Raw genomic sequence first — 19,816 nt, forward strand, 5'->3', positions numbered from 1 at the left:
TTTCCAAAAATTGCATAAGCTCCCTGACGCATAAAATCCGAACTTTGCTATATCAATTTTAAATACGGTAAAAAATGCGACATACTTATACACTTTCCGGAATGACCTGTGACGGCTGTTCTGCCAAAGTGGGCTTCCTGCTCAAAAAAGTACCCGGCGTAACCGATGTGGCCATCGACCTGGAAAATGGCACCGCCGATGTGACGATGGACAGCCACATCCCTACCCCCGAACTTCAGGAGGCCCTGAAAGAATATCCCAAATACCAACTGACCGGCCACGAGCACGGGCACAAGGCTGCGGTGGACTTGTTTGGCAACCCGCCCGAAGAGGAAAAAAGCTGGGCCGAAACCTACAAGCCCATACTGCTTTTGTTTGGGTACATAAGCATCGTTTCGCTTATAGCCGGATTTTCAGGAGAGGGATTCAGCATCATGCTGTTCATGCGGGTATTCATGGCGGGATTCTTCCTGGCGTTCTCTTTCTTCAAGATGCTCAACCTGAAAGCTTTTACCGAAAGCTACGCGATGTATGACGTAGTAGCCATGAAATTCCCTGCCTGGGGATACATCTATGCCTTCATCGAACTCGCGTTGGGTCTTGCCTTCGCCCTCAACTTCGAGCCGGTATTCACCAATGCGTTTACGGTAGTGGTAATGTCGGCAAGCCTCATCGGGGTGCTGCAGAGCGTACTCAACAAGAAGAAAATACAGTGCGCCTGCCTGGGTGCGGTATTCAACCTGCCCATGAGTACCGTGACCATTATTGAGGATGGACTGATGATTGCGATGAGCATAGGTATGCTGCTGATGTATTTGTAAGTTTTTTAGCCACGAATTACACAAATTTCTCTAATTCTTCTGAAAAACATATTCAGAAGTTAAATTCATTCTTCCTGAAAATTTGTGTAATTCGTGTAATTCGTGGCAAAAAAAAATCTTGTACTCCAATTAATTCCTACTTTTGTGTTCATTAAAAAAATAAACACAATGGCTACCATCACACTTGGGGGCAATCCCATAGAAACTATTGGCGAACTGCCGGCAACCGGAACAAAGGCTCCTGAATTCAACCTTGTAAAAGGCGACCTTTCCAAAGCATCTTTGGCAGATTTTAAAGGAAGCAAGCTGGTACTGAACATCTTCCCGAGCATTGATACAGGAACATGTGCCACATCGGTTCGCAAGTTCAATGAGCAGGCAGCGAACCTTGAAAACACTAAGGTGCTTTGCATAGCACGCGACACTCCATTTGCGATGAACCGTTTTTGCGGTGCGGAAGGGCTTGAGAATGTAGTTACGCTTTCTGACTTCAATACAGGCGCTTTCGGTAAGGATTACGGACTGACCATTACTACCGGCCCGCTTGAAGGATTCCACTCGCGCGCAATAGTTGTTATTGATGAAGAAGGAACGGTAGTGTATACCGAGCAGGTTCCCGAAATCAGGGATGAGCCAAACTATAAGGCTGCGTTGAAAAGCCTGTAATTGAATTAATCGGACAAAATAACCCCGGGACAGATATCCCATTCGTGATTGACTACATGAAAGACAACAGGTTCGTAAAAGGAAGGCTTAAAAGTGTTGGTTATTCGGTAAAAGGCGCCTACAGGCTCGTAACGAGCGAGCATAGCATCATGGTGCAGTTTTTTATAGGTGTGGCCATAACCATTGCCGGCTTTTACTTTGAAATATCTGCAACAGAATGGATGCTGCAGATATTTGCCATAGGGCTGGTGCTGGCCATTGAGGGCGCCAATACCGCTGTAGAAAAAATATGCGATTTCATCCACCCCGATTACCACGAAAGGATCGGGTTCATAAAAGACATTGCTTCGGGCGCCGTATGTTTTGCGGCGCTGGCAGCAATGGCAGTAGGCATTATAATTTATTACCCTAAAGTAGCTTTGCTTTTTTAAATTTATTGATATTTTTACAGTCAGGAAAAATACATAAATGGCAAAAAGCAAAAAAGAAACCAGGACAGCAGAAAAACCGGCAACCGAAAAAAAGAAATGGGGCTTTTCCCGCCAGCACAAAGTATTGCTTGGCGCTTTGCTCTTCCTCTTTTCAATAGCCCTGCTGCTCTCATTCATTTCCTATTTCCTTTACTGGGATTATGACCAGAGCGTGCTAACCGCCTTTGGCGACAGGCAGCAGGCCGTACACAACTGGCTGGGCAAATTTGGCGCGTGGCTGGCCGACCTGTTCCTTTATCAGGGATTCGGGGTTGCGAGCTTCATCCTGATACGCTTTTTCTTTTTGGCGGGTTCCTACCTGGTGCTCGACCTTCCGGTAAGGAAGCTTAAAAAAACATTGTTCTGGGATTTGTACCTTGTCATCATCGTTTCGGTATTGTGCGGGTTCTTCAATTATGCCATTCCGCAGCTGGGCGGTATCATAGGTTATGAAATGAACCTGTTCCTTCAGGATTACCTGGGCAGCACCGGTACTTTGCTGGTGCTCATCTTCGGGCTGTTCCTGTTCCTGATATTCCGCGTCAGGATGTCTCCGGATGCCATCAAGACCTTTTTTGAGAACAGGCGCAAGGAAATTGAGGAAGACCTTGACAGCGTACCGGAAACAGCACCTTTACAGGATACTTCAAACATTACGGTGACAGCGCCCTACTCCGTAACCGATGCATCGGCACAGGAGGATAAAAATATTTTGCGTGATGATGAAGAAGATGACGAAGAACCGGAAATGGTTTTGCGCACCGTCCCTCCGGTAACCCCTACCGCCCCGCCGCCATCACAATTTGAAATTAACCGCGAGGCACTTAAACCTACCATAGAGCATTCATCAGAACTGAACCTTGACCCGGCAGTAAAGCCTAAGGCGGCAGAGCCTGCAGCCTCCTTCCACGAGGTTATTGAAACCGATGATGAGAGCTTTGTAATCGAAAAATTTGCTGAGGAAGATGTCGTGGAAGAAAACCTTGCTGCACGCCTGGTTAAGGATTTTGGCGAGTTCGACCCTACACTCGACCTTTCCAATTACCAGTTCCCATCGATAGAGCTGTTAAAAGATTATTCTTCGGGCGGCATTACCATCAACCAGGAAGAGCTGGAACAAAATAAGAACAAGATTGTTGAAACGCTGCGCAACTACAAGATAGACATCGCCCAAATAAAGGCGACTGTAGGCCCAAGCGTTACCCTGTATGAAATCGTACCCGAAGCCGGCATACGCATTTCGAAAATAAAAAGCCTCGAGGACGACATTGCCCTTTCGCTTGCAGCACTGGGCATCCGTATCATTGCGCCAATACCGGGCAAGGGAACTATAGGTATCGAGGTGCCGAACCAAAACCCGACCACCGTTTCGATGAAGTCGGTTATAGGTTCCCCGAAATTCCAGTCGGCCGAAATGGAACTCCCTATCGCATTGGGTAAGACCATATCTAACGAAACCTTTGTGGTAGACCTTGCCAAGATGCCCCACCTGCTGATGGCGGGAGCTACAGGACAAGGTAAATCGGTTGGCCTTAACGCCGTGCTTACCTCCCTCCTTTACAAGAAGCACCCTGCTGAAGTAAAGTTTGTACTGGTTGACCCTAAAAAGGTGGAACTCACACTGTTCAATAAAATCGAAAGGCATTACCTCGCCAAACTTCCTGATGGCGGTGATGCCATCATTACAGACAATACCAAGGTTATCAATACACTCAACTCCCTTTGCGTGGAGATGGACAACCGCTACAACCTGCTGAAGGATGCATCGGTAAGGAACATTAAGGAATATAACGAGAAATTCCGCCTGAGAAAGCTCAACCCCGAGAACGGCCACCGCTTCCTGCCCTACATTGTCCTGGTGGTAGATGAATTTGCCGACCTGATCATGACTGCCGGCAAGGAAGTAGAAACGCCGATTGCGCGTTTGGCACAGCTGGCCAGGGCCATTGGCATCCACCTGATCATTGCGACACAAAGGCCATCGGTAAACGTAATTACGGGTATCATCAAGGCGAACTTCCCGGCAAGGATAGCGTTCAGGGTAACCTCGAAAATCGACTCGCGCACCATTCTCGACAGCCAGGGCGCCGACCAGCTTATAGGCCGCGGTGATTTGCTATATACACAGGGCAACGACCTGGTGAGGGTACAGTGTGCCTTTGTAGATACGCCTGAAGTCGAAAAGATAACCGAATTCATCGGTTCGCAGAAAGCCTATCCCGAAGCTTACCTGCTTCCGGAATACTACGGAGAAGAAAGTGGCATCAATCTTGATATAGACATATCCGAAAGAGACTCAATGTTCAGGGAAGCTGCCGAAGTGATCGTTACGGCCCAGCAGGGATCGGCGTCATTGCTGCAGCGCAAATTAAAGTTGGGCTACAACCGCGCCGGAAGGCTCATCGACCAGATGGAGGCCGCCGGGATTGTAGGCCCGTTTGAAGGCAGTAAAGCCCGCAGCGTTCTTATCCCCGACCTTGTGTCCCTTGAGCAATTTTTCAAAAACGAAGAAAACAATTTTTAGACATGCAAAGGATTATCAGGGTCATAGCGCTTTTTTTACTCATTGCCTCCTTGCCGGTACAGGCACAGGATGCCGCTAAGGCCAAGGCGCTGCTCGACCAGGTGAGCGCCAAAGTAAAAAGCTACCAGAATATTTCCATCGACTTTAAATTCTCGGTAAGCAACCCAAAGAAAAACCTCAACCAGGAAAGCAAGGGGACAGTAGTACAGAAAGGCAACCAGTATGTGCTTAACTTTATGGGAATGACACGTATTTTTGACGGCAAAAAGGTATATAACATAGTACCGGAAGATGAGGAAATCACCATTTCCAAATATGATGACGAAAAGTCGGATGAGCTTACGCCATCGAAAATGCTTACTTTTTTCAATTCTGGCTACAAGTATTCCTGGGACATCCTGCAAAATGTAAAAGGCAGGAAGATACAGTATGTAAAACTGAACCCGCTTGACCCGAAAGATGCCACAAAAGAGGTACTTATAGGCATTGATACCCAGACCAAGCACATTTATAATTACATACGGACCGACAAGGATGGCACGAAAACCATCATTACGATAAATTCTTTCAAAACAAACCAGCCTTTGTCAAAAAATCACTTTACCTTTACCGAAAGTAAATATCCTAATTACTATATTAATAGATTAGACTAATTTCCGGTGAAGATATTAGACCGTTACATCCTTACCTCATTCATAAAGACCTTTGCGTCGGTATTTATCATCCTGTTCTTTATCTTTATTTTACAGGCGATATGGCTGTTCATTGCCGAGCTTGCGGGTAAGGACCTCGACGCGGGCATCATTGCCAAATTCCTCATTTTTTATGCGCCTAAGGTAGTGCCGCTGGTATTGCCGCTTTCCATATTGCTGGCCTCGATCATGACCTTTGGCAACTTTGCAGAGAATTATGAGTTTGCTGCCATGAAATCATCAGGCATTTCCCTTAGCAGGGCCATGCGCAGCCTTATGATATTCATTTTCGGCCTCAGCATAGTAGCCTTCTTCTTTGCCAATGACATCATCCCAAAAGCCGAATACAAGTTCATCAACCTGAGGGCAAACATCGTAAAGCGCAAGCCTGCGATGGCCATTGTGGAAGGGCAGTTCAACTCAATTGGGAGCTATAACATCAAGGTAGATAAAAAATCAGGCGAAAATGGCGAGAAGCTGAAGGGTGTTACCATCCACAAAAGGATTCCCGGTAATATGAATGCAACCATCATCCGCTCCAAAACCGGCCTGCTGAAGAGCAGTGAGACATCCAATGTACTGCAACTGGAGTTGTTTGACGGGTATTATTATGAGGATGTCAACTCAAAAAATCCGGGGGACCGCAAGAAGATGCCGTTCGCCAAGAGCAGCTTTACCCGTCAGATCATGAACATCGACCTGAGCATGCTGAACAATGCCAGCACCGATGAAGAACAGATAGCACAGACCAACAACATGCTCAACCTGAGCGAGCTTACCTATACGCTGGATTCACTCGAAGGCAATTATACCAAAGAAGCAAAGAGCCACGCCCGCAATATGGCGCAAAGGCCAAACAACATACTGGCCTACTCAAGACCTTCGATTCTTACTAAAAATGACACCATTGCAGCCGTAAAGAAAGACAGCGTTCCTGCAAAGCTCATTGAGCTTATCAAAACAAAAGAAGATAAAGGCAGGATACTGGACATTGCCGAAAACAGCGTAAGGAGTACCGAAAGCAGCATTAGTTCGGGTAAGGCAGCCCTGTTTGAGAGGATAAAGGCCATCAATAGCCACTGGATAGCTTATTACGACAAGTTTGTAATCGCCTATGCCTGCCTCCTGATGTTCTTTATTGGCGCACCACTCGGAGCCATCATACGCAAAGGCGGCCTGGGTCTACCTATCGTATTTGCAGTACTCATATTCATAACATTCCACTTTATAAATACTTTTGGCAAAAAGCTGGCCCAGGAAAACGGCATCCCGCCCTTCCTCGGATCATGGATGTCATCCTTCGTACTGACACCTTTGGCGGTATTCCTTACCTACAGGGCGACCAATGACATGAACGTAACCATCAACTGGGATCCGCTTGTTAAGCCTGCGCAGAAGATATTTAATAAAGTGTTCAAAATCAAAACTAAAGATGCTTAATATACCTGTTGAAGACCGCATACAACTCAACACAATAGAAGAAGCCATAGAAGACATCCGCCAGGGCAAGATCATCATAGTGGTGGACGATGAAGACCGCGAAAACGAGGGTGATTTCCTTGCTGCCGCAGATAAGGTAACTCCCGAAATGATCAATTTCATGGCTACCCACGGCAGGGGGCTCATTTGTACTCCCCTTACCGAAAAGCGCTGCAAAGAGCTTGAACTTAATGTGATGGTGGTCCGTAATACGGACTCTATGCAGACAGCATTTACCGTATCGGTCGACTTACTGGGCCATGGCGTTACTACAGGCATATCAGCCCACGACAGGGCCAAGACTGTAGAGGCAATGATGGATCCCAACCTAAAGCCGGAAGATTTGGCAAGGCCCGGGCATATTTTTCCATTAATAGCCAAAGAAGGCGGTGTTTTAAGGCGTACAGGCCATACCGAGGCAGCCATCGACTTTGCAAGGCTGGCCGGTTTTAAGCCTGCCGGTGTGATTTGCGAGATAATGAACGAGGATGGCAGCATGGCAAGGCTTCCGGAACTGTATGAGGTGGCGAAGAAATTCGACCTTAAGCTGGTTTCGATTGAAGATCTTGTGGCCTACCGCATGCAGCATGACAGCCTTATCCAGAAGAAGGAAGACTTTGAGATGGAAACGCGCTTTGGCACCTTCAGGCTGAGGGCCTATGTGCAGACGACCAACAAGCAGGTGCACATTGCCCTGACCAAAGGCAGCTGGAACATTGGCGACCCGGTACTGACAAGGATCAACTCGACACAGGTAAATAATGATATTTTAGGTACGCTTACCAATGATGCCGACAGGAAACTGGACAATATGTTTAAACGCATCAACGAGGAAGGCAAAGGGGCTATACTGTTCATCAACCAGGAGGTTTCCCCTGCCGAGCTGCTTACCCGCATCAAGGAGCTGAAAGAGCAACAGGCTGAAAAAGGGCTTTGCAAAGCACCACAGATAAAGATGGACGAAAGGGATTTCGGAATCGGTGCGCAGATTTTGCACGACATTGACATTTGCAAGATACGCCTGCTGACCAATTCGGGCCAGACAAAGCGTGTCGGAATGATTGGTTACGGCCTTGAAATAACGGAATACGTAGAATTTTAAAAATATTTTTGACCCTAAAATAAAGGTTATGAAATGTTTAGAAAAGGTTACGAAATAATTTAGCAATTAAGTTAAATTTGTTTTTGGAAAACCGAAAAAGGTTGCTATATTTGCAACCGCAATGAGGGAAATCATTGTAACATACTGGAGGAATGGCAGAGTGGTCGATTGCGGCAGTCTTGAAAACTGTTGACTGTAACAGGTCCGGGGGTTCGAATCCCTCTTCCTCCGCTGAAAACCGAAAACCTTTAAATAGAGATATTTAAAGGTTTTTTTTTGTTTATACCTGTTACTAAGCAGTAACACTTCCTGTATAGGCGAACCGCTCCTTTCGCATAGGCTTAGACACAAACTAAAGTTTTCTTAAACAGGCCGGAAGGCCAATTTATTCTTAGTAATTTGAAGTATAAAATATCCGGACTCCCGGCTTAAATTCAATACTATGGAAAATACAGCAAAACATAAAGGAAGCCTTTACGGCAAGACAGTCGTAATTACCGGCGCAACCAGCGGTGTGGGCCGTGCAGCAGCTGAAGCATTTGCAAAGGAAGGCTCTAATGTCGTTATAGTGGCGCGTGGCCAAAAAGGGATTGATGAAACTGTAGCGATTTGCAGGGATATGAATTCGGCAGCCATAGGGATTTCGGCAGATATGTCGGTTGCAGAGGACGTGGAAAAAGTAATGGCAGAAGCTTTAAAAATAAACGGCAGGGTGGATGTGTGGATAAACAATGCCGGTGTAATGGCCAGCGGGAAATTTGAGGAAATCCCCATGGAGATCCACGAGCAGGTAATTAAGACAAACCTGTTCGGGTACATGCACGGTGCCTACAATGCCATCAGGGTGTTTAAGCAACAAGATGAAGGCATACTGATAAACAATGTCTCAATCGGCGGGTTTATGCCTGCCCCGTACAGCGCTGTCTATTCGGCGACCAAATATGGCATCAGGGGGATGATGGAGTGCCTTCAGGGTGAAATATCCAACAGGAGCGACATACATGTGTGCAACCTCTATCCGCAATTGCAGAATTCTACAGGCAACCTGCATTCAGCAAAGTATTCGGGCTTTGCTATGCAAATACCTCCCATTGCCTCCAATCCGCGGGCAACTGCAGCAAAAATGGTCAAGCTGGCCAGGCATCCCAAAAAAGATATGTTCCCTGATCTCAGGGCGGCAGCGATCACAAACCTTTACAGGCTGTTCCCAAAACCTGTAATAAATGCTGCATCGGCTGCAGTACGGCTAAAAATGAAAATGAACAAATCGAAGGAAGACGATGCCGGAAACATCCTGACACCATCGGCAGAGCCACTCAGGGTATATGGTAAGCCGCCTGTGCCCTCATCGGCAAAAACATTAGGGTTGGCATTGCTGGCCGGTGCCGGTGCAGGGCTTGCCGTTATGTTGCTGGCTAAAAAAATCTAAGTAAAAAAGGCTGCCAACTTAATGACAGCCTTCCTTAAAAAACTCAAAACTTTATTCAACAATTAGTTTCTTAGAAGTCGATTTGCTTCCTGCATATATCCTGGCAATGTACATTCCTTTTGGCAATGCACTGATAGTAACCGAATCAGCGTCAGCTTCCATTACTTTGCTTCCCAAAACCGAGTAAATCTCAACTTTGGTAATATCTGCTGTTTCAGAAACAAAATGAACGATATCCGTAGCCGGGTTAGGGAACATCCTTACTGATGCGCCCAACTCAGGCCTGTCGATTCCCAGGCTGCATTCTTCACCAACGGTATAAGTAAAGTATTGCGTTACCGCCTGGCCTCCTGCATAAGCGAACTTAACAGCAATATTCACATCCTGGCCCGTTGTAAGCCCCGGAACCGTTGCTGAGAATGAAAGGCCTTCACCCTGTGTCATTGCAATCTCCGTAAACGGATCCTGCAGCCAAACATATCCTACAACACCTACCTTATCGGTATCAAGCAGTTCGACTGTCACAACAACATCGTTGCCCACTGTTTCAAAATGATATGTGTAACCTGTAGAGAAGCTTCCGTTCTCTGCAGTCGTGCTCATGCCCTCGCATTCGGTATTCGTATCTTCAATTGTAGCAGCCTGTAATTCGATTACATTGGTAGCCATGTTGCCTGCTGCATCCATAACAGTGATAGTGAATACATATACCGATTCAGGCAAAAGGTTATTGATTATTACCGATTCCGTCACACCGGATTCACCTGTAACAGTTATCGATGTTCCACCCTCGTAAGTAATCGTATAAATCACATCGCCTGAATTGTCGGATGCCGTTAGCTCCAACTCAATTGAAGTTGCGGTAACCGTTCCTGTGCTGATTTCAAAGCCTGTTGGGGCTTCGATATCTTCCTCGCCGGTACCGCAGTTCTCTCCTACTTCATAGTTAATGTACTGAGTTACTACCTGTCCGCCGGCATAAGCGAATTTGACTGCAATGCCAATTGTATTTCCTAAAGTCTGTGCGGGGATAGTTCCTGTAAAAGTAAGGCCTTCCACATTCGCCATAGGAGTCTCGGCAAATGGTGCCTGAAGCCATAAGTAGGCAACCACACCTACCTTATCGGTATCCAGCAGGGTTATTGTAACATTTACGTTATTACCCACTGTTTCAAACTCATAGCTATAGCCTGTAGAGAAAGTGCCGTCCTGTGCGGCATTTGCAGTTCCTGAACACGGTGTTGTTTCACCGCCCCCGCTTTCTTCAGCGGTTGTGGCAAGGATAACAATCGGGTTGGCAGCTGTATTGCCTGCGGCATCGGCAGCCGTCACTGTAAAGGTGTAGTCGGTATCCGCATCAAGTTCGTCAATCACTACGGTCTCTGTTTCACCCGAAGCAACTGTAACCGTCATTGTTTCCGTCCCATAGGTTATGGTATACGTTACCGAACCTGAATTATCTGTACCGTTAAGCACTAATGCTATCGAGTTGGCTGTGATTGTACCTGCGGTTGCCGTAAAACCTGTCGGCGCCTCTGTATCTTCTTCAGCCTCGCAATCCTGCCCAACCACATAGTTGATGTATTGCGTAACAACCTGGCCTCCTGCGTAAGCAAACTTAACAGCAATGCCTATGGTTGCGCCATTGGCCTGCCCCGGTATCGTGCCGGTGAAGGTAAGCCCGCCCGCATTGGCCATCGGTGTTTCTGTAAAAGGGGCCTGCAGCCATAAGTAGGCTACAACTCCCACTTTATCGGTATCAAGCATGGTCATGCTAACCTGCACATTGCCATTTACTGTTTGGAAAGAATAGCTGTATCCTGTGGTAAATGTACCATCCAATGCGGCAGTACCTGTACCTGTACATGGCACACTGCTTGAGTTTTGCAATGTGGTAGCCTGAACAGTCTGCGGGTTGTTTGCCGCAGCATTTCCGGCGCCGTCAGCAGCAGTTACAGTAAATGTATAGGCCGTGCCTGCCGTAAGCCCTTCAATCAGCGCAACCTGCTGGCTTCCGGAAGTCCCGTTAACCGTAGTGGTGGTTGCACCGTAAGTGATCGTATAGATAACAGCTCCGGAATCGTCTGTGCCGTTAAGAAGAAGCTGTACCGAGTTTGCGGTAACCGTTCCTGCTGTAGCTGTAAAACCGGTTGGCGCCTGCGTGTCGCCACCGCCGCCTGTACAGTTTTCACCCACAACATAGTTAACATACTGTGTTACAACCAAGCCTCCTGCATAAGCAAATTTCACTGCTATGCCAATGGTAGTACCGGGAGTCTGTCCGGGAATAGTTCCTGTAAAGGTCAGCCCTCCGGCATTAGCCATAGGGGTTTCCGAAAAAGGTGTCTGCGTGCGCAAATAGGCAATTACACCAACCTTATCGGTATCCAGCATCGTCATGGATACGTTCACCGTATTTCCCGTTGTGGAAAAGACATAACTGTAACCGGTAGAGAAAGCTCCCTCCGACGCGGCAGTAGCCGTGCCGGCGCAGGCTGTGTTGGCTGGGCCTGACTGGGTTGTTGCAGTCAAAGCTATAGGGTTATTTGCCGCAGCGTTGCCTGAAGCATCAGCAGCAGTGACGCTGAAAGTATATGCAGTCCCGACCATAAGGTTATTTATCACAACCGGTAGCTGTGTGCCCGAAGTGCCTGTTGCCGTGGTAGTATTGCTTCCGTAAGTTATGGTGTAAGTAATGTTGCCCGAATCATCAGATCCGTTTAACAGCAATTGCACCGAGGTTGCCGTTACCGTGCCCACAGTAGCCGTAAAACCTGTCGGAGCCTGGGTATCTCCCCCACCGCCCGTACAGTTTTCACCCACAACATAATTAATATATTGTGTTACGACCAGGCCTCCTGCATAGGCAAACTTGACCGCTATGCCTATTGTTGCTCCCGGAGTCTGTCCGGCGATAGTGCCTGTAAAACTAAGCCCGCCGGCATTGGCCATAGGCGCTTCAGTGAATGGCATTTGCGTCCGCACATAAGCTACAACGCCTACTTTGTCAGTATCAAGCATCGTGGCGGTTACATTTACAGTTGTCCCGGTTGTAGAGAACTCATAACTGTAGCCTGTTGAAAAAGTTCCTTCTGATGCCGCAGTACCTGTTCCCGCACAAGGCGTATTGAATGGTGCAGCGACATTGCCGAAGCCGGAATAATTTGCAATTACTATGCAAATCAGTAACGAAAGGAACTTCATGCATTTTTGATAATTTTGTTTCATATAATTTGATTTTTTTGCTAATATACCTCTAATAATTTCACATTTCCTTAACAAGAGGTATATACAAACCATACATCACCAAAAAAACACGCTACAAAACAACGGTTTTACCTATACAACAACACTACAACTACACCGTTTTCGCCAGTAAATATCGGGGCATGAATTTTCATGAATTTCAATATTTATTTTTTGGATATTATAGCTGTTGCCGTATCCAGATTTGAACCCCTGGCAGTCAATACTACATCATTTCCACTACCGTCGGGCTGTACGATTACCTGCGCATAGCCGTTAAAAAGCTTTCTTTTCCATGTTTCGGCCGGCGTACAAACCTGAACCACGCCGGGATCGGTATTGGCGGCATCCCAATCGTTAATTTTTCGCAATGGGGCAGCGATGATGTGGAGCGTATTATCGCCATTCTTCAATACATCAGCAGCAAGGATATATTTTTGGGCATCATCCGGTGAGGCCGCCATTTTTTTCCCGTTGACAAAAACTACCGCTTCCGGCCCAATCTTTTGGTAAAAGAAGGTTATTACTGCGTTTTTTTCAACGCTATCAAGCTTAAAGCTTCCCCTGTAAACATAGGCCGGAGCCGGATTCTTATAGTCCCTGCCCTCAAAAGCGGGTATCCATCTGCTTTCCTGATATGATGGCAGTTCCTGCGGCAAACCCGCTGCAGCCAAAGCCTGTTCCTGCAGGCCTGTGATTTTTACAAGGGCGATGTCTTCAATAAATTTGTCCTTTTCGGGTGATGTCGGGTCGCCATTCCCTACCCCGATGATCTTCCCTCCTTTTACCGAAAACGAAATTTCGTTATTCGCATTTGGTACGTGCAGGCCGTTTTTATCGGTCACTGACACTGTGAGGACTTTTAGGTCCTTTACATGAGGAATTTTGCTCTCAGCCAGGATGATTTTAGAGGGTGCGCCGGTGGACTTTTGGGTATCCTTCAGGAGTATTTTTCCACCCTTGTAACCAATGGCCTCCAAAGTGCCGGGTTGGTAGGCTATTTTCCATTCGAGGTGGCCTAATTTTTCCATCCTCTTTTTTCCCAAGCTTTTCTTGTTCAGGAACAATTCCACCTCATCACAATTGGAATGCACCCACACATCGATCTCCTTACTTTCCATCCCCTGCCAGTTCCAGTGCGGAATGATATGCAGGACGGGCTCGTTCCCCCACCATGATTTCAGGTAATACACATTATCCTTCGGGAAGCCGCACATGTCCATCATCCCAAAATAGGAATTGACCGAAGGCCAGCCATACGGGGTAGGCTCCCCCCTGTAATCAAACCCTGTCCAGATGAACATCCCCGCCAGGTAGGACCTTTCGGCGTAGAATTTCCATCCCTCCTCTATGCTGTAAAAGGTTGGGCGAGGCTTGCGGTCGTAGGCGCTTTTGTAGTGTTTGGCCTCATCGTCAAAGTAGATGCCCCGCGTGGCGAAGGTCGACCCCTCCTCGGTGCCCATGCCCGGCTGATTGGGGAATTGCCTCCTGTGCGCATCAATATCGCCGTTGCCCATGTAGTTGTAGCCCATGACCCCGACCATGGATGATATCCCGCTCCGGAACCCGCTGCTGATGCCCACGGTTACCGGCCGCGTAGGGTCGATACTTCTGGCGAAGTCCTGCATGATATGCGTAATGCGCTCTCCCGTGATGTTGCCCTCGATCTTCCATTCCTCATTGCCCACAGACCAGCAGAACACGCTCGGGTGGTTGCGGTCGCGCTCTATCATCTGCCGCACGGCCCCGAGGTGGTAATCGTTGATGCCCATCAGCCTTGTCTCGTCGATAACCAGCATGCCGAGCCTGTCGCACGCCTCGAGCAGTTCGGGTGTGGGTGGGTGGTGCGAGCAGCGGTAGGCATTGCTCCCCATTTCCTTCAGCTTTTGGATGCGGAAGTACTGCAACCCGTCGGGCAGTGCCGTTCCCACTCCGGCATGGTCCTGGTGGTTATTGGTACCTTTAAGCTTCAGCGGCTTCCCGTTGAGGAAAAAGCCCTCTTCGGCATCAAACCGTATGCTGCGGATGCCAAAGGCAGTTTCGTAACTGTCCACTACCCTGCCCTCCTGCCTTACCTGCGTCACCATGCGGTACAGGTTGGGCGTATCCACGTCCCAAAGCTTCGGGCCGTTTATTTTCAGTGCCGACGTGAAAACACCCTTTTGGTAAAAACCCGGGGCGCTCCCCTTTTCGGTTGCCGACGCCACTTCTTTTCCGTCGGCATCATAGGCTGTCCGGACAATTTCGATTGCTCCCGTATAGTTGCCTTTGTTTTCTATCGTAACCTGTGCGGTAACATCTGCAAAGCCATTCTTTACGTCCGATGTTATGTAAGTACCGTTCTGTGCCACGTGCAGCGGATTGGTTTTAAGTAAGTGGACGTGCCTGTATATGCCCGCCCCTTCGTAATACCATCCCTCCTCCATCGAAGCATCCACCCGCACGGCAATGGTATTCTCGCCGCCATAGTTCACATAGGCCGAAACATCGTGTTGGAAACCCAGGTAGCCGCTTTCCCATGTGCCGAGGAAATGCCCGTTGAACCACACCTTGCAGTTGCGGTACACCCCATCGAATTGCAGCGAAATGATCCTGCCAAGGTCAGCTTGCGGAATGGTTACTTTTTTGCGGTACCACCCGATGCTTTTTTGGGGGAATCCTTTACCTGCTGCCTTGAACCCGTGGCTTGGGCTGCCTTTTTCGGAAAATGGCTGCTCCACCGCCCAGTCGTGCGGCAGGTCGAGCAGGCGCCAGGCACGGTCATCGAAAACCGGGGCCGCGGGGCCATCACCGTTGCCTGTTTTAGCGAGATAGGAAAAGTAGGCCGTGCCATGGTTGAAGTCTTTTTCCGTATCCGACGGATGCCCGAACGAGAACCTCCACCCGGAATCAATGCGGGTTTGCTCCCGCGGGTTTTGGGCAAAAGCAAGGCCGGTAATCATTAAAAAGCAGGCTAAAAACAGGCGGTGTAGTATGGCATTCATAGTGTATTATAACGATTGAGGGATAAAAATATCGTTTTTGGGCGGCGTGTAGTAATAGTATTTTATCAAAGTATGAACATAGTCCTCTCCCCGGCCCTCTTCAAAGGAGAGGGTGACGGGACGTAACGCTCTTACCGGGAAAACCACGGAAAACAAACTTAAAACCCGCTACTGTTCCGTGTAAACCTCACCCCCAACCCCCTCTCCAAAGGAGAGGGGGCAGCTACACTCCTGTCGAATAGTCCTCTTCAAAGGAGAGGGTGACGGGACGTAACACTCATGCCGGTTATACGAGAAAACAAAAATAAAACCTGACTTTGCGGAGCACATCCCTATATGGTTAAATCGAATACCAATTGGCTATCAATTGGAATAATTCCTTATTTTCGCTCATTCAAAAACAACATTAAACACACATGGACTTCAACAAGATTATCGAGCTTCTTGCCTATACGCTGCCTGCAGCCATTACCGGGCTGGTAGCTTACTACTTTTTTGCACAGCATACCAAAAACGAGGAGGGCCGCCGCCGCTACCTCATCCATAAGGAAGCGCAGAAGAATGCCCTGCCCCTCCGCCTGCAGGCTTATGAAAGGCTGGTACTGTTCCTGGAGCGCATCAACCCTGCCAAACTGCTGATACGCGTGGCACCGCACTCTTCCGACAAAAATGACTATGAGGAATACCTCATTGCCCAGATCGAGCAGGAATATGAGCACAACCTTACCCAGCAAATCTACATTTCGGGCGAGGCATGGGATGTGATCATGACCGCCAAGAACGCCACCATACAAATGATACGCAAGGCAGGCATGAGTGCCGACTCGGCCAACAAAATGCGCGAAATGATCCTTACCGACCTTTTCGACAAGCAAAGCCCCAGCAGTGTGGCAGTGGCTTATTTGAAGAACGAGGTTGGGGAGATGTGGTCTTAATTATTTCAGATTTCAGATTGTAGATTTCAGATTGAGCTGCACTCATGCCAGTAAAATGGATTTACGCAGGTCTTCTTTTTAACGATACGGTAGAGATGCAATGCCTGCATCTCACAGGATACAGGGGCGCGTTGAATGCGCCCCACTTTTTTATACTATGTTTGAGTCGCAAGGCATTGCGTCTCTACCCTTACGGTTCATATGACAATCAGGGGGATTACGTGCTTGCGCCAAATAATTCTTAATTGTTGCCCTTTTCCTACGGAAAATGCAGTTTTTTTCAATACTTTAGCACAATCAAACAACAGACACATTTCAAATTTTTAACGTTACAATGAAAAATACTGCGCTTACGCATATTCATGAGGGCCTTGGTGCCAAAATGGTCCCTTTTGCGGGCTACAACATGCCTGTTCAATATGAAGGGGTGAACATCGAACACGAAACCGTACGCAATGGCGTAGGCGTTTTCGACGTGTCGCACATGGGAGAATTCCTCCTTAGCGGGCCAAAGGCACTGGACCTGATACAGAAGGTGACCAGCAATGATGCATCGACGCTTACTGTAGGCCGGGCACAATATTCCTGCCTGCCGAATGATGAGGGCGGTATCGTAGACGACCTTATCGTGTACAAGATTAAAGAAGAGCAATACCTGCTGGTAGTGAATGCCTCGAACATTGAGAAGGACTGGGCATGGATATCGTCTAAAAACGATTTGGGTGTGGACATGCGCAATGTATCGGAAGACTATTCGTTATTAGCCATACAGGGGCCTATGGCCATGGAAGCCATGCAGCCGCTTACATCGGTAGACCTTGCTGCCATAAAGTACTACCATTTTGAAGTGGCCGACTTTGCGGGCATTGAGCATGTGATCATTTCTGCAACGGGATATACCGGCAGCGGCGGTTTTGAGATCTATGCCAAAAACAGCGAGATAGAACAGATTTGGAACAAAGTATTTGAAGCCGGAGAAGCATATGGCATAAAGCCTATCGGGCTTGCTGCACGCGACACGCTTCGCCTGGAAATGGGCTTCTGCCTGTATGGGAACGACATTAATGATACCACTTCCCCGCTTGAGGCCGGGCTGGGCTGGATCACGAAGTTCAACAAGGACTTTACCAACTCGGAGGCACTGAAGCAGCAAAAGGAAGCCGGCGTAACCCGCAAGCTGGTAGGCTTTGAGCTTACCGAGCGGGGGATACCGAGGCACGATTATGAAATTACAGACAAGGACGGAAACGTGATAGGCGTTGTAACATCGGGTACGCAGTCACCATCGCTGGGCAAAGGCATCGGGTTGGGCTATGTGCCTGCAGCCTATGCCGCGCCGGACAGCGAAATATTCATCCGCATAAGGAAGAATGATATCCCTGCCAGGGTGGTGAAGCTGCCGTTCTATAAAAAATAAATGCCATGAAAAAACTATTCGCATTCGCTTTACTGCTTCCCCTGGCAATGGGGGCGCAAAACCATGATAAGGCGTGCGATGTTTTTTCGAAAGTGAATAGTGTGCTTCAGTCGAGGCACTACAAGCCTAAACCGGTAGACGACAGTTTATCGGTTTATGTTTTTGATAAGGTCATGGAAGGGCTGGACGATAACCGCATCCTGTTCCTGAAAGAGGAGTACGAACAGCTGGCCAGGCACCGCTATGCCATTGATAATTACATAAAGGACAAGGACTGCTCGTTCTTTTCCGACTTTATCACCATTTACAAAAAGGCCCTGGAACGCAGCAGGGGCTTTGTAGAGGAAATTGGCCGCGAGCCGCTTCCCTTCAATACCAAAGACACCATCTATTACTCCAGGGAAACCTTTCCGTTTCACTCCAAAGCAGACCGCATAAAGAGTTTCCTTCGCAAGAAGATCACCTACGACATACTCGAGGACATATCCGAACAGAGCAAAAACAAAGATTCGCTCAAAGTACATCTTGAGGCGTTAGGAAAAATATCACGCCCAAAAATATTGGAAAGCTACCTGTGCAAGGCCAACCTGTTGCTGAACCCTTCGGAGGGTTTTGAAAACAGCATTTACAACCGGTTCTATTCGGTATTTTGCTCCTATTTCGACCCGCATTCCACCTACTTCAATTATAGCGAGAAGGCATCGTTCGTATCGTCCATATCTACCGAAAATTATTCGCTGGGGCTGTATGTTTCCCAAAATGAAAAAGAACAGATCATTGTAGAGGACATAGTTCCCGGCGGGCCGGCATACAAAACCGACAAGATCAAAAAGGGTGACGAGATCATAAAGCTGGCAGCCAATGATACGGAATATACCGTATCGTGCGCCTCGATGGATAAGATAAACGACATTGTAAATTCAGATACCTACAGGACCGTAGTGCTGACACTCCGCAAAAAGGACGGGTCGGTCTATTCGGTAAGCCTTGAAAAAAAGGTGATGAAAGCCGATGACCACAGCGTATACAGCTTTGTACTGGGAGATAAGGACCCGGTAGGCTACATAAAGGTGCCCAGCTTTTACACAGCTTTCGATTCGGACAAAAGCCAGGGCTGCGCCGATGATGTGGCGCGCGAAGTGGTAAAGCTGAAAAAAGAGAATATCAAGGGCCTCATCATCGACCTGCAATACAACGGCGGGGGTTCGATGGACGAGGTGATACGCATGGCAGGGATGTTCATCAACTTTGGGCCGGTGGCAGTAGTTACCGACAAGGATATGGATTATAACGTAATCAAGGACTTTAACCGCGGCATGGTTTTCAACGGGCCTATGGTCGTGCTGGTTAATGGTTTTTCGGCATCGGCAAGCGAGTTTTTTGCCGGTGTGATGCAGGATTACAACCGCGCCATTATAGTGGGCAATACCACGGTAGGCAAGGCGACCATGCAAACTATACTGCCACTGGAGGCAGCAAATGAAAAGCCGGAGGATTTTGTAAAAGTGACCATCGACAAGTTTTACCGCATTACCGGCAAAAGTAGCCAGTATATAGGAATAGTGCCCGATGTGGAGCTTCCAACCTTTTTTGACAAGCTGCTGCCCAGGGAACGCACCATGACCACAGCCATAAAGAACGACAGTATAGCCGACCTGCACCTGAGGTTCAGCAAAATGCCCGAAGAGCCCATAAAAAGAGCCGCTGAGCTGAGCCGCAACCGCACGGCCTCCGATGCAGGCTTCCAGATGGTAACCTCGGTAAATGACCGGATCAATGCACTGTACAACAATGCCAAAAAACCGGTAGCGGTAACCTTTGACAGTGTGTTTGACGATGTGCATTCCATGGACCAGATATGGAAGGATATAAGCGCCGCTGCAGAGAAAGAACTGGGCTTTTCCATCCGCAATACCGCTTTCAACCAGGAAGTGACGGGCTACGACGACTACCTGAAAAATGCCAACGAGTACAAGATAAAATCTGTGAAAACCGATATGTATATCAACGAAGCGGTAAACATATTGAAAGACCTTAACCAATAACCAACA

Annotated in this window: 13 protein-coding genes and 1 tRNA gene; 12 read left to right on the forward strand and 2 right to left on the reverse strand. The window is 48.0% G+C overall.

The genetic code is table 11. The features are described from left to right. Window positions 1-74: 74 nt before the first annotated feature. The 9 genes from OGH69_RS13025 (at window position 75) to OGH69_RS13065 (ending at window position 9,183) form a co-directional block, all read left to right on the forward strand. Complete coding sequence (locus OGH69_RS13025) at window positions 75-821, forward strand: heavy-metal-associated domain-containing protein (protein WP_265174919.1); 747 nt, start codon at window positions 75-77, stop codon at window positions 819-821. 168 nt (window positions 822-989) lie between these two features. Continuing rightward, on the forward strand, window positions 990-1,487 hold the full coding sequence (tpx, locus tag OGH69_RS13030; protein WP_265174920.1) for a thiol peroxidase: 498 nt from the start codon (window positions 990-992) through the stop codon (window positions 1,485-1,487). 47 nt (window positions 1,488-1,534) lie between these two features. Next, a complete protein-coding gene (locus OGH69_RS13035) occupies window positions 1,535-1,918 on the forward strand; it encodes a diacylglycerol kinase (RefSeq protein ID WP_265174970.1) in 384 nt (127 codons plus the stop codon). Window positions 1,919-1,955: 37 nt separating this feature from the next. Next, window positions 1,956-4,481: a DNA translocase FtsK gene (locus OGH69_RS13040; protein WP_265174921.1), complete on the forward strand. Its 2,526-nt coding sequence runs from the start codon at window positions 1,956-1,958 to the stop codon at window positions 4,479-4,481. A 2-nt stretch (window positions 4,482-4,483) separates the two neighbouring features. Next, a complete protein-coding gene (locus tag OGH69_RS13045; RefSeq protein ID WP_265174922.1) occupies window positions 4,484-5,134 on the forward strand; it encodes an outer membrane lipoprotein periplasmic chaperone LolA1 in 651 nt (216 codons plus the stop codon). A 6-nt stretch (window positions 5,135-5,140) separates the two neighbouring features. After that, window positions 5,141-6,613, forward strand: a complete 1,473-nt coding sequence (locus OGH69_RS13050; RefSeq protein ID WP_265174923.1) for an LptF/LptG family permease — start codon at window positions 5,141-5,143, stop codon at window positions 6,611-6,613. After that, window positions 6,606-7,754 (forward strand): 3,4-dihydroxy-2-butanone-4-phosphate synthase, encoded by a 1,149-nt coding sequence (gene ribB / locus OGH69_RS13055; RefSeq protein ID WP_265174924.1) that lies wholly within the window; start codon window positions 6,606-6,608, stop codon window positions 7,752-7,754. The genes OGH69_RS13050 and ribB overlap by 8 nt, the downstream gene beginning before the upstream one ends. Before the next feature lie 146 nt (window positions 7,755-7,900). Continuing rightward, a tRNA-Ser gene (locus tag OGH69_RS13060) sits at window positions 7,901-7,985 on the forward strand. 211 nt (window positions 7,986-8,196) lie between these two features. After that, window positions 8,197-9,183, forward strand: coding sequence for an SDR family NAD(P)-dependent oxidoreductase (locus OGH69_RS13065; protein ID WP_265174925.1), 987 nt, complete (start codon window positions 8,197-8,199; stop codon window positions 9,181-9,183). A 51-nt stretch (window positions 9,184-9,234) separates the two neighbouring features. On the opposite strand, the gene OGH69_RS13070 is transcribed toward OGH69_RS13065, so the two are convergent. Together OGH69_RS13070 and galA are read right to left on the reverse strand one after the other, a co-directional pair. Beyond that, the gene (locus OGH69_RS13070; RefSeq protein ID WP_265174926.1) at window positions 9,235-12,411 is read right to left on the reverse strand and encodes a T9SS type A sorting domain-containing protein; all 3,177 of its coding nucleotides are present in this window, start codon (window positions 12,409-12,411) and stop codon (window positions 9,235-9,237) included. A gap of 185 nt (window positions 12,412-12,596) precedes the next feature. After that, entirely contained in the window at window positions 12,597-15,413 is a 2,817-nt protein-coding gene (galA, locus tag OGH69_RS13075; RefSeq protein WP_265174927.1) for a beta-galactosidase GalA, read from the reverse strand. A gap of 416 nt (window positions 15,414-15,829) precedes the next feature. Here galA and OGH69_RS13080 point away from each other — a divergent pair, with 416 nt between their 5' ends. The 3 genes from OGH69_RS13080 (at window position 15,830) to OGH69_RS13090 (ending at window position 19,810) form a co-directional block, all read left to right on the forward strand. Next, window positions 15,830-16,348, forward strand: coding sequence for a DUF7935 family protein (locus OGH69_RS13080; RefSeq protein ID WP_265174928.1), 519 nt, complete (start codon window positions 15,830-15,832; stop codon window positions 16,346-16,348). Window positions 16,349-16,682: 334 nt separating this feature from the next. Beyond that, complete coding sequence (gcvT, locus tag OGH69_RS13085) at window positions 16,683-17,765, forward strand: glycine cleavage system aminomethyltransferase GcvT (protein WP_265174929.1); 1,083 nt, start codon at window positions 16,683-16,685, stop codon at window positions 17,763-17,765. Window positions 17,766-17,770: 5 nt separating this feature from the next. Further along, a complete protein-coding gene (locus tag OGH69_RS13090; RefSeq protein WP_265174930.1) occupies window positions 17,771-19,810 on the forward strand; it encodes a S41 family peptidase in 2,040 nt (679 codons plus the stop codon). The last annotated feature ends 6 nt before the right edge of the window (window positions 19,811-19,816 follow it).

Source organism: Flavobacterium sp. MFBS3-15, assembly GCF_026107645.2.
Taxonomy (GTDB): domain Bacteria; phylum Bacteroidota; class Bacteroidia; order Flavobacteriales; family Flavobacteriaceae; genus Flavobacterium.

Coding starts and splice junctions, on each gene's coding strand:
- OGH69_RS13045 (WP_265174922.1), top strand. CDS start 4,484: ATGCAAAGGATTATCAGGGTCATAGCGCTTTTTTTACTCATTGCCTCC.
- OGH69_RS13065 (WP_265174925.1), top strand. CDS start 8,197: ATGGAAAATACAGCAAAACATAAAGGAAGCCTTTACGGCAAGACAGTC.
- OGH69_RS13040 (WP_265174921.1), top strand. CDS start 1,956: ATGGCAAAAAGCAAAAAAGAAACCAGGACAGCAGAAAAACCGGCAACC.
- galA (WP_265174927.1), bottom strand. CDS start 15,413: ATGAATGCCATACTACACCGCCTGTTTTTAGCCTGCTTTTTAATGATT.
- OGH69_RS13070 (WP_265174926.1), bottom strand. CDS start 12,411: ATGAAACAAAATTATCAAAAATGCATGAAGTTCCTTTCGTTACTGATT.
- OGH69_RS13080 (WP_265174928.1), top strand. CDS start 15,830: ATGGACTTCAACAAGATTATCGAGCTTCTTGCCTATACGCTGCCTGCA.
- tpx (WP_265174920.1), top strand. CDS start 990: ATGGCTACCATCACACTTGGGGGCAATCCCATAGAAACTATTGGCGAA.
- OGH69_RS13090 (WP_265174930.1), top strand. CDS start 17,771: ATGAAAAAACTATTCGCATTCGCTTTACTGCTTCCCCTGGCAATGGGG.
- ribB (WP_265174924.1), top strand. CDS start 6,606: ATGCTTAATATACCTGTTGAAGACCGCATACAACTCAACACAATAGAA.
- gcvT (WP_265174929.1), top strand. CDS start 16,683: ATGAAAAATACTGCGCTTACGCATATTCATGAGGGCCTTGGTGCCAAA.
- OGH69_RS13025 (WP_265174919.1), top strand. CDS start 75: ATGCGACATACTTATACACTTTCCGGAATGACCTGTGACGGCTGTTCT.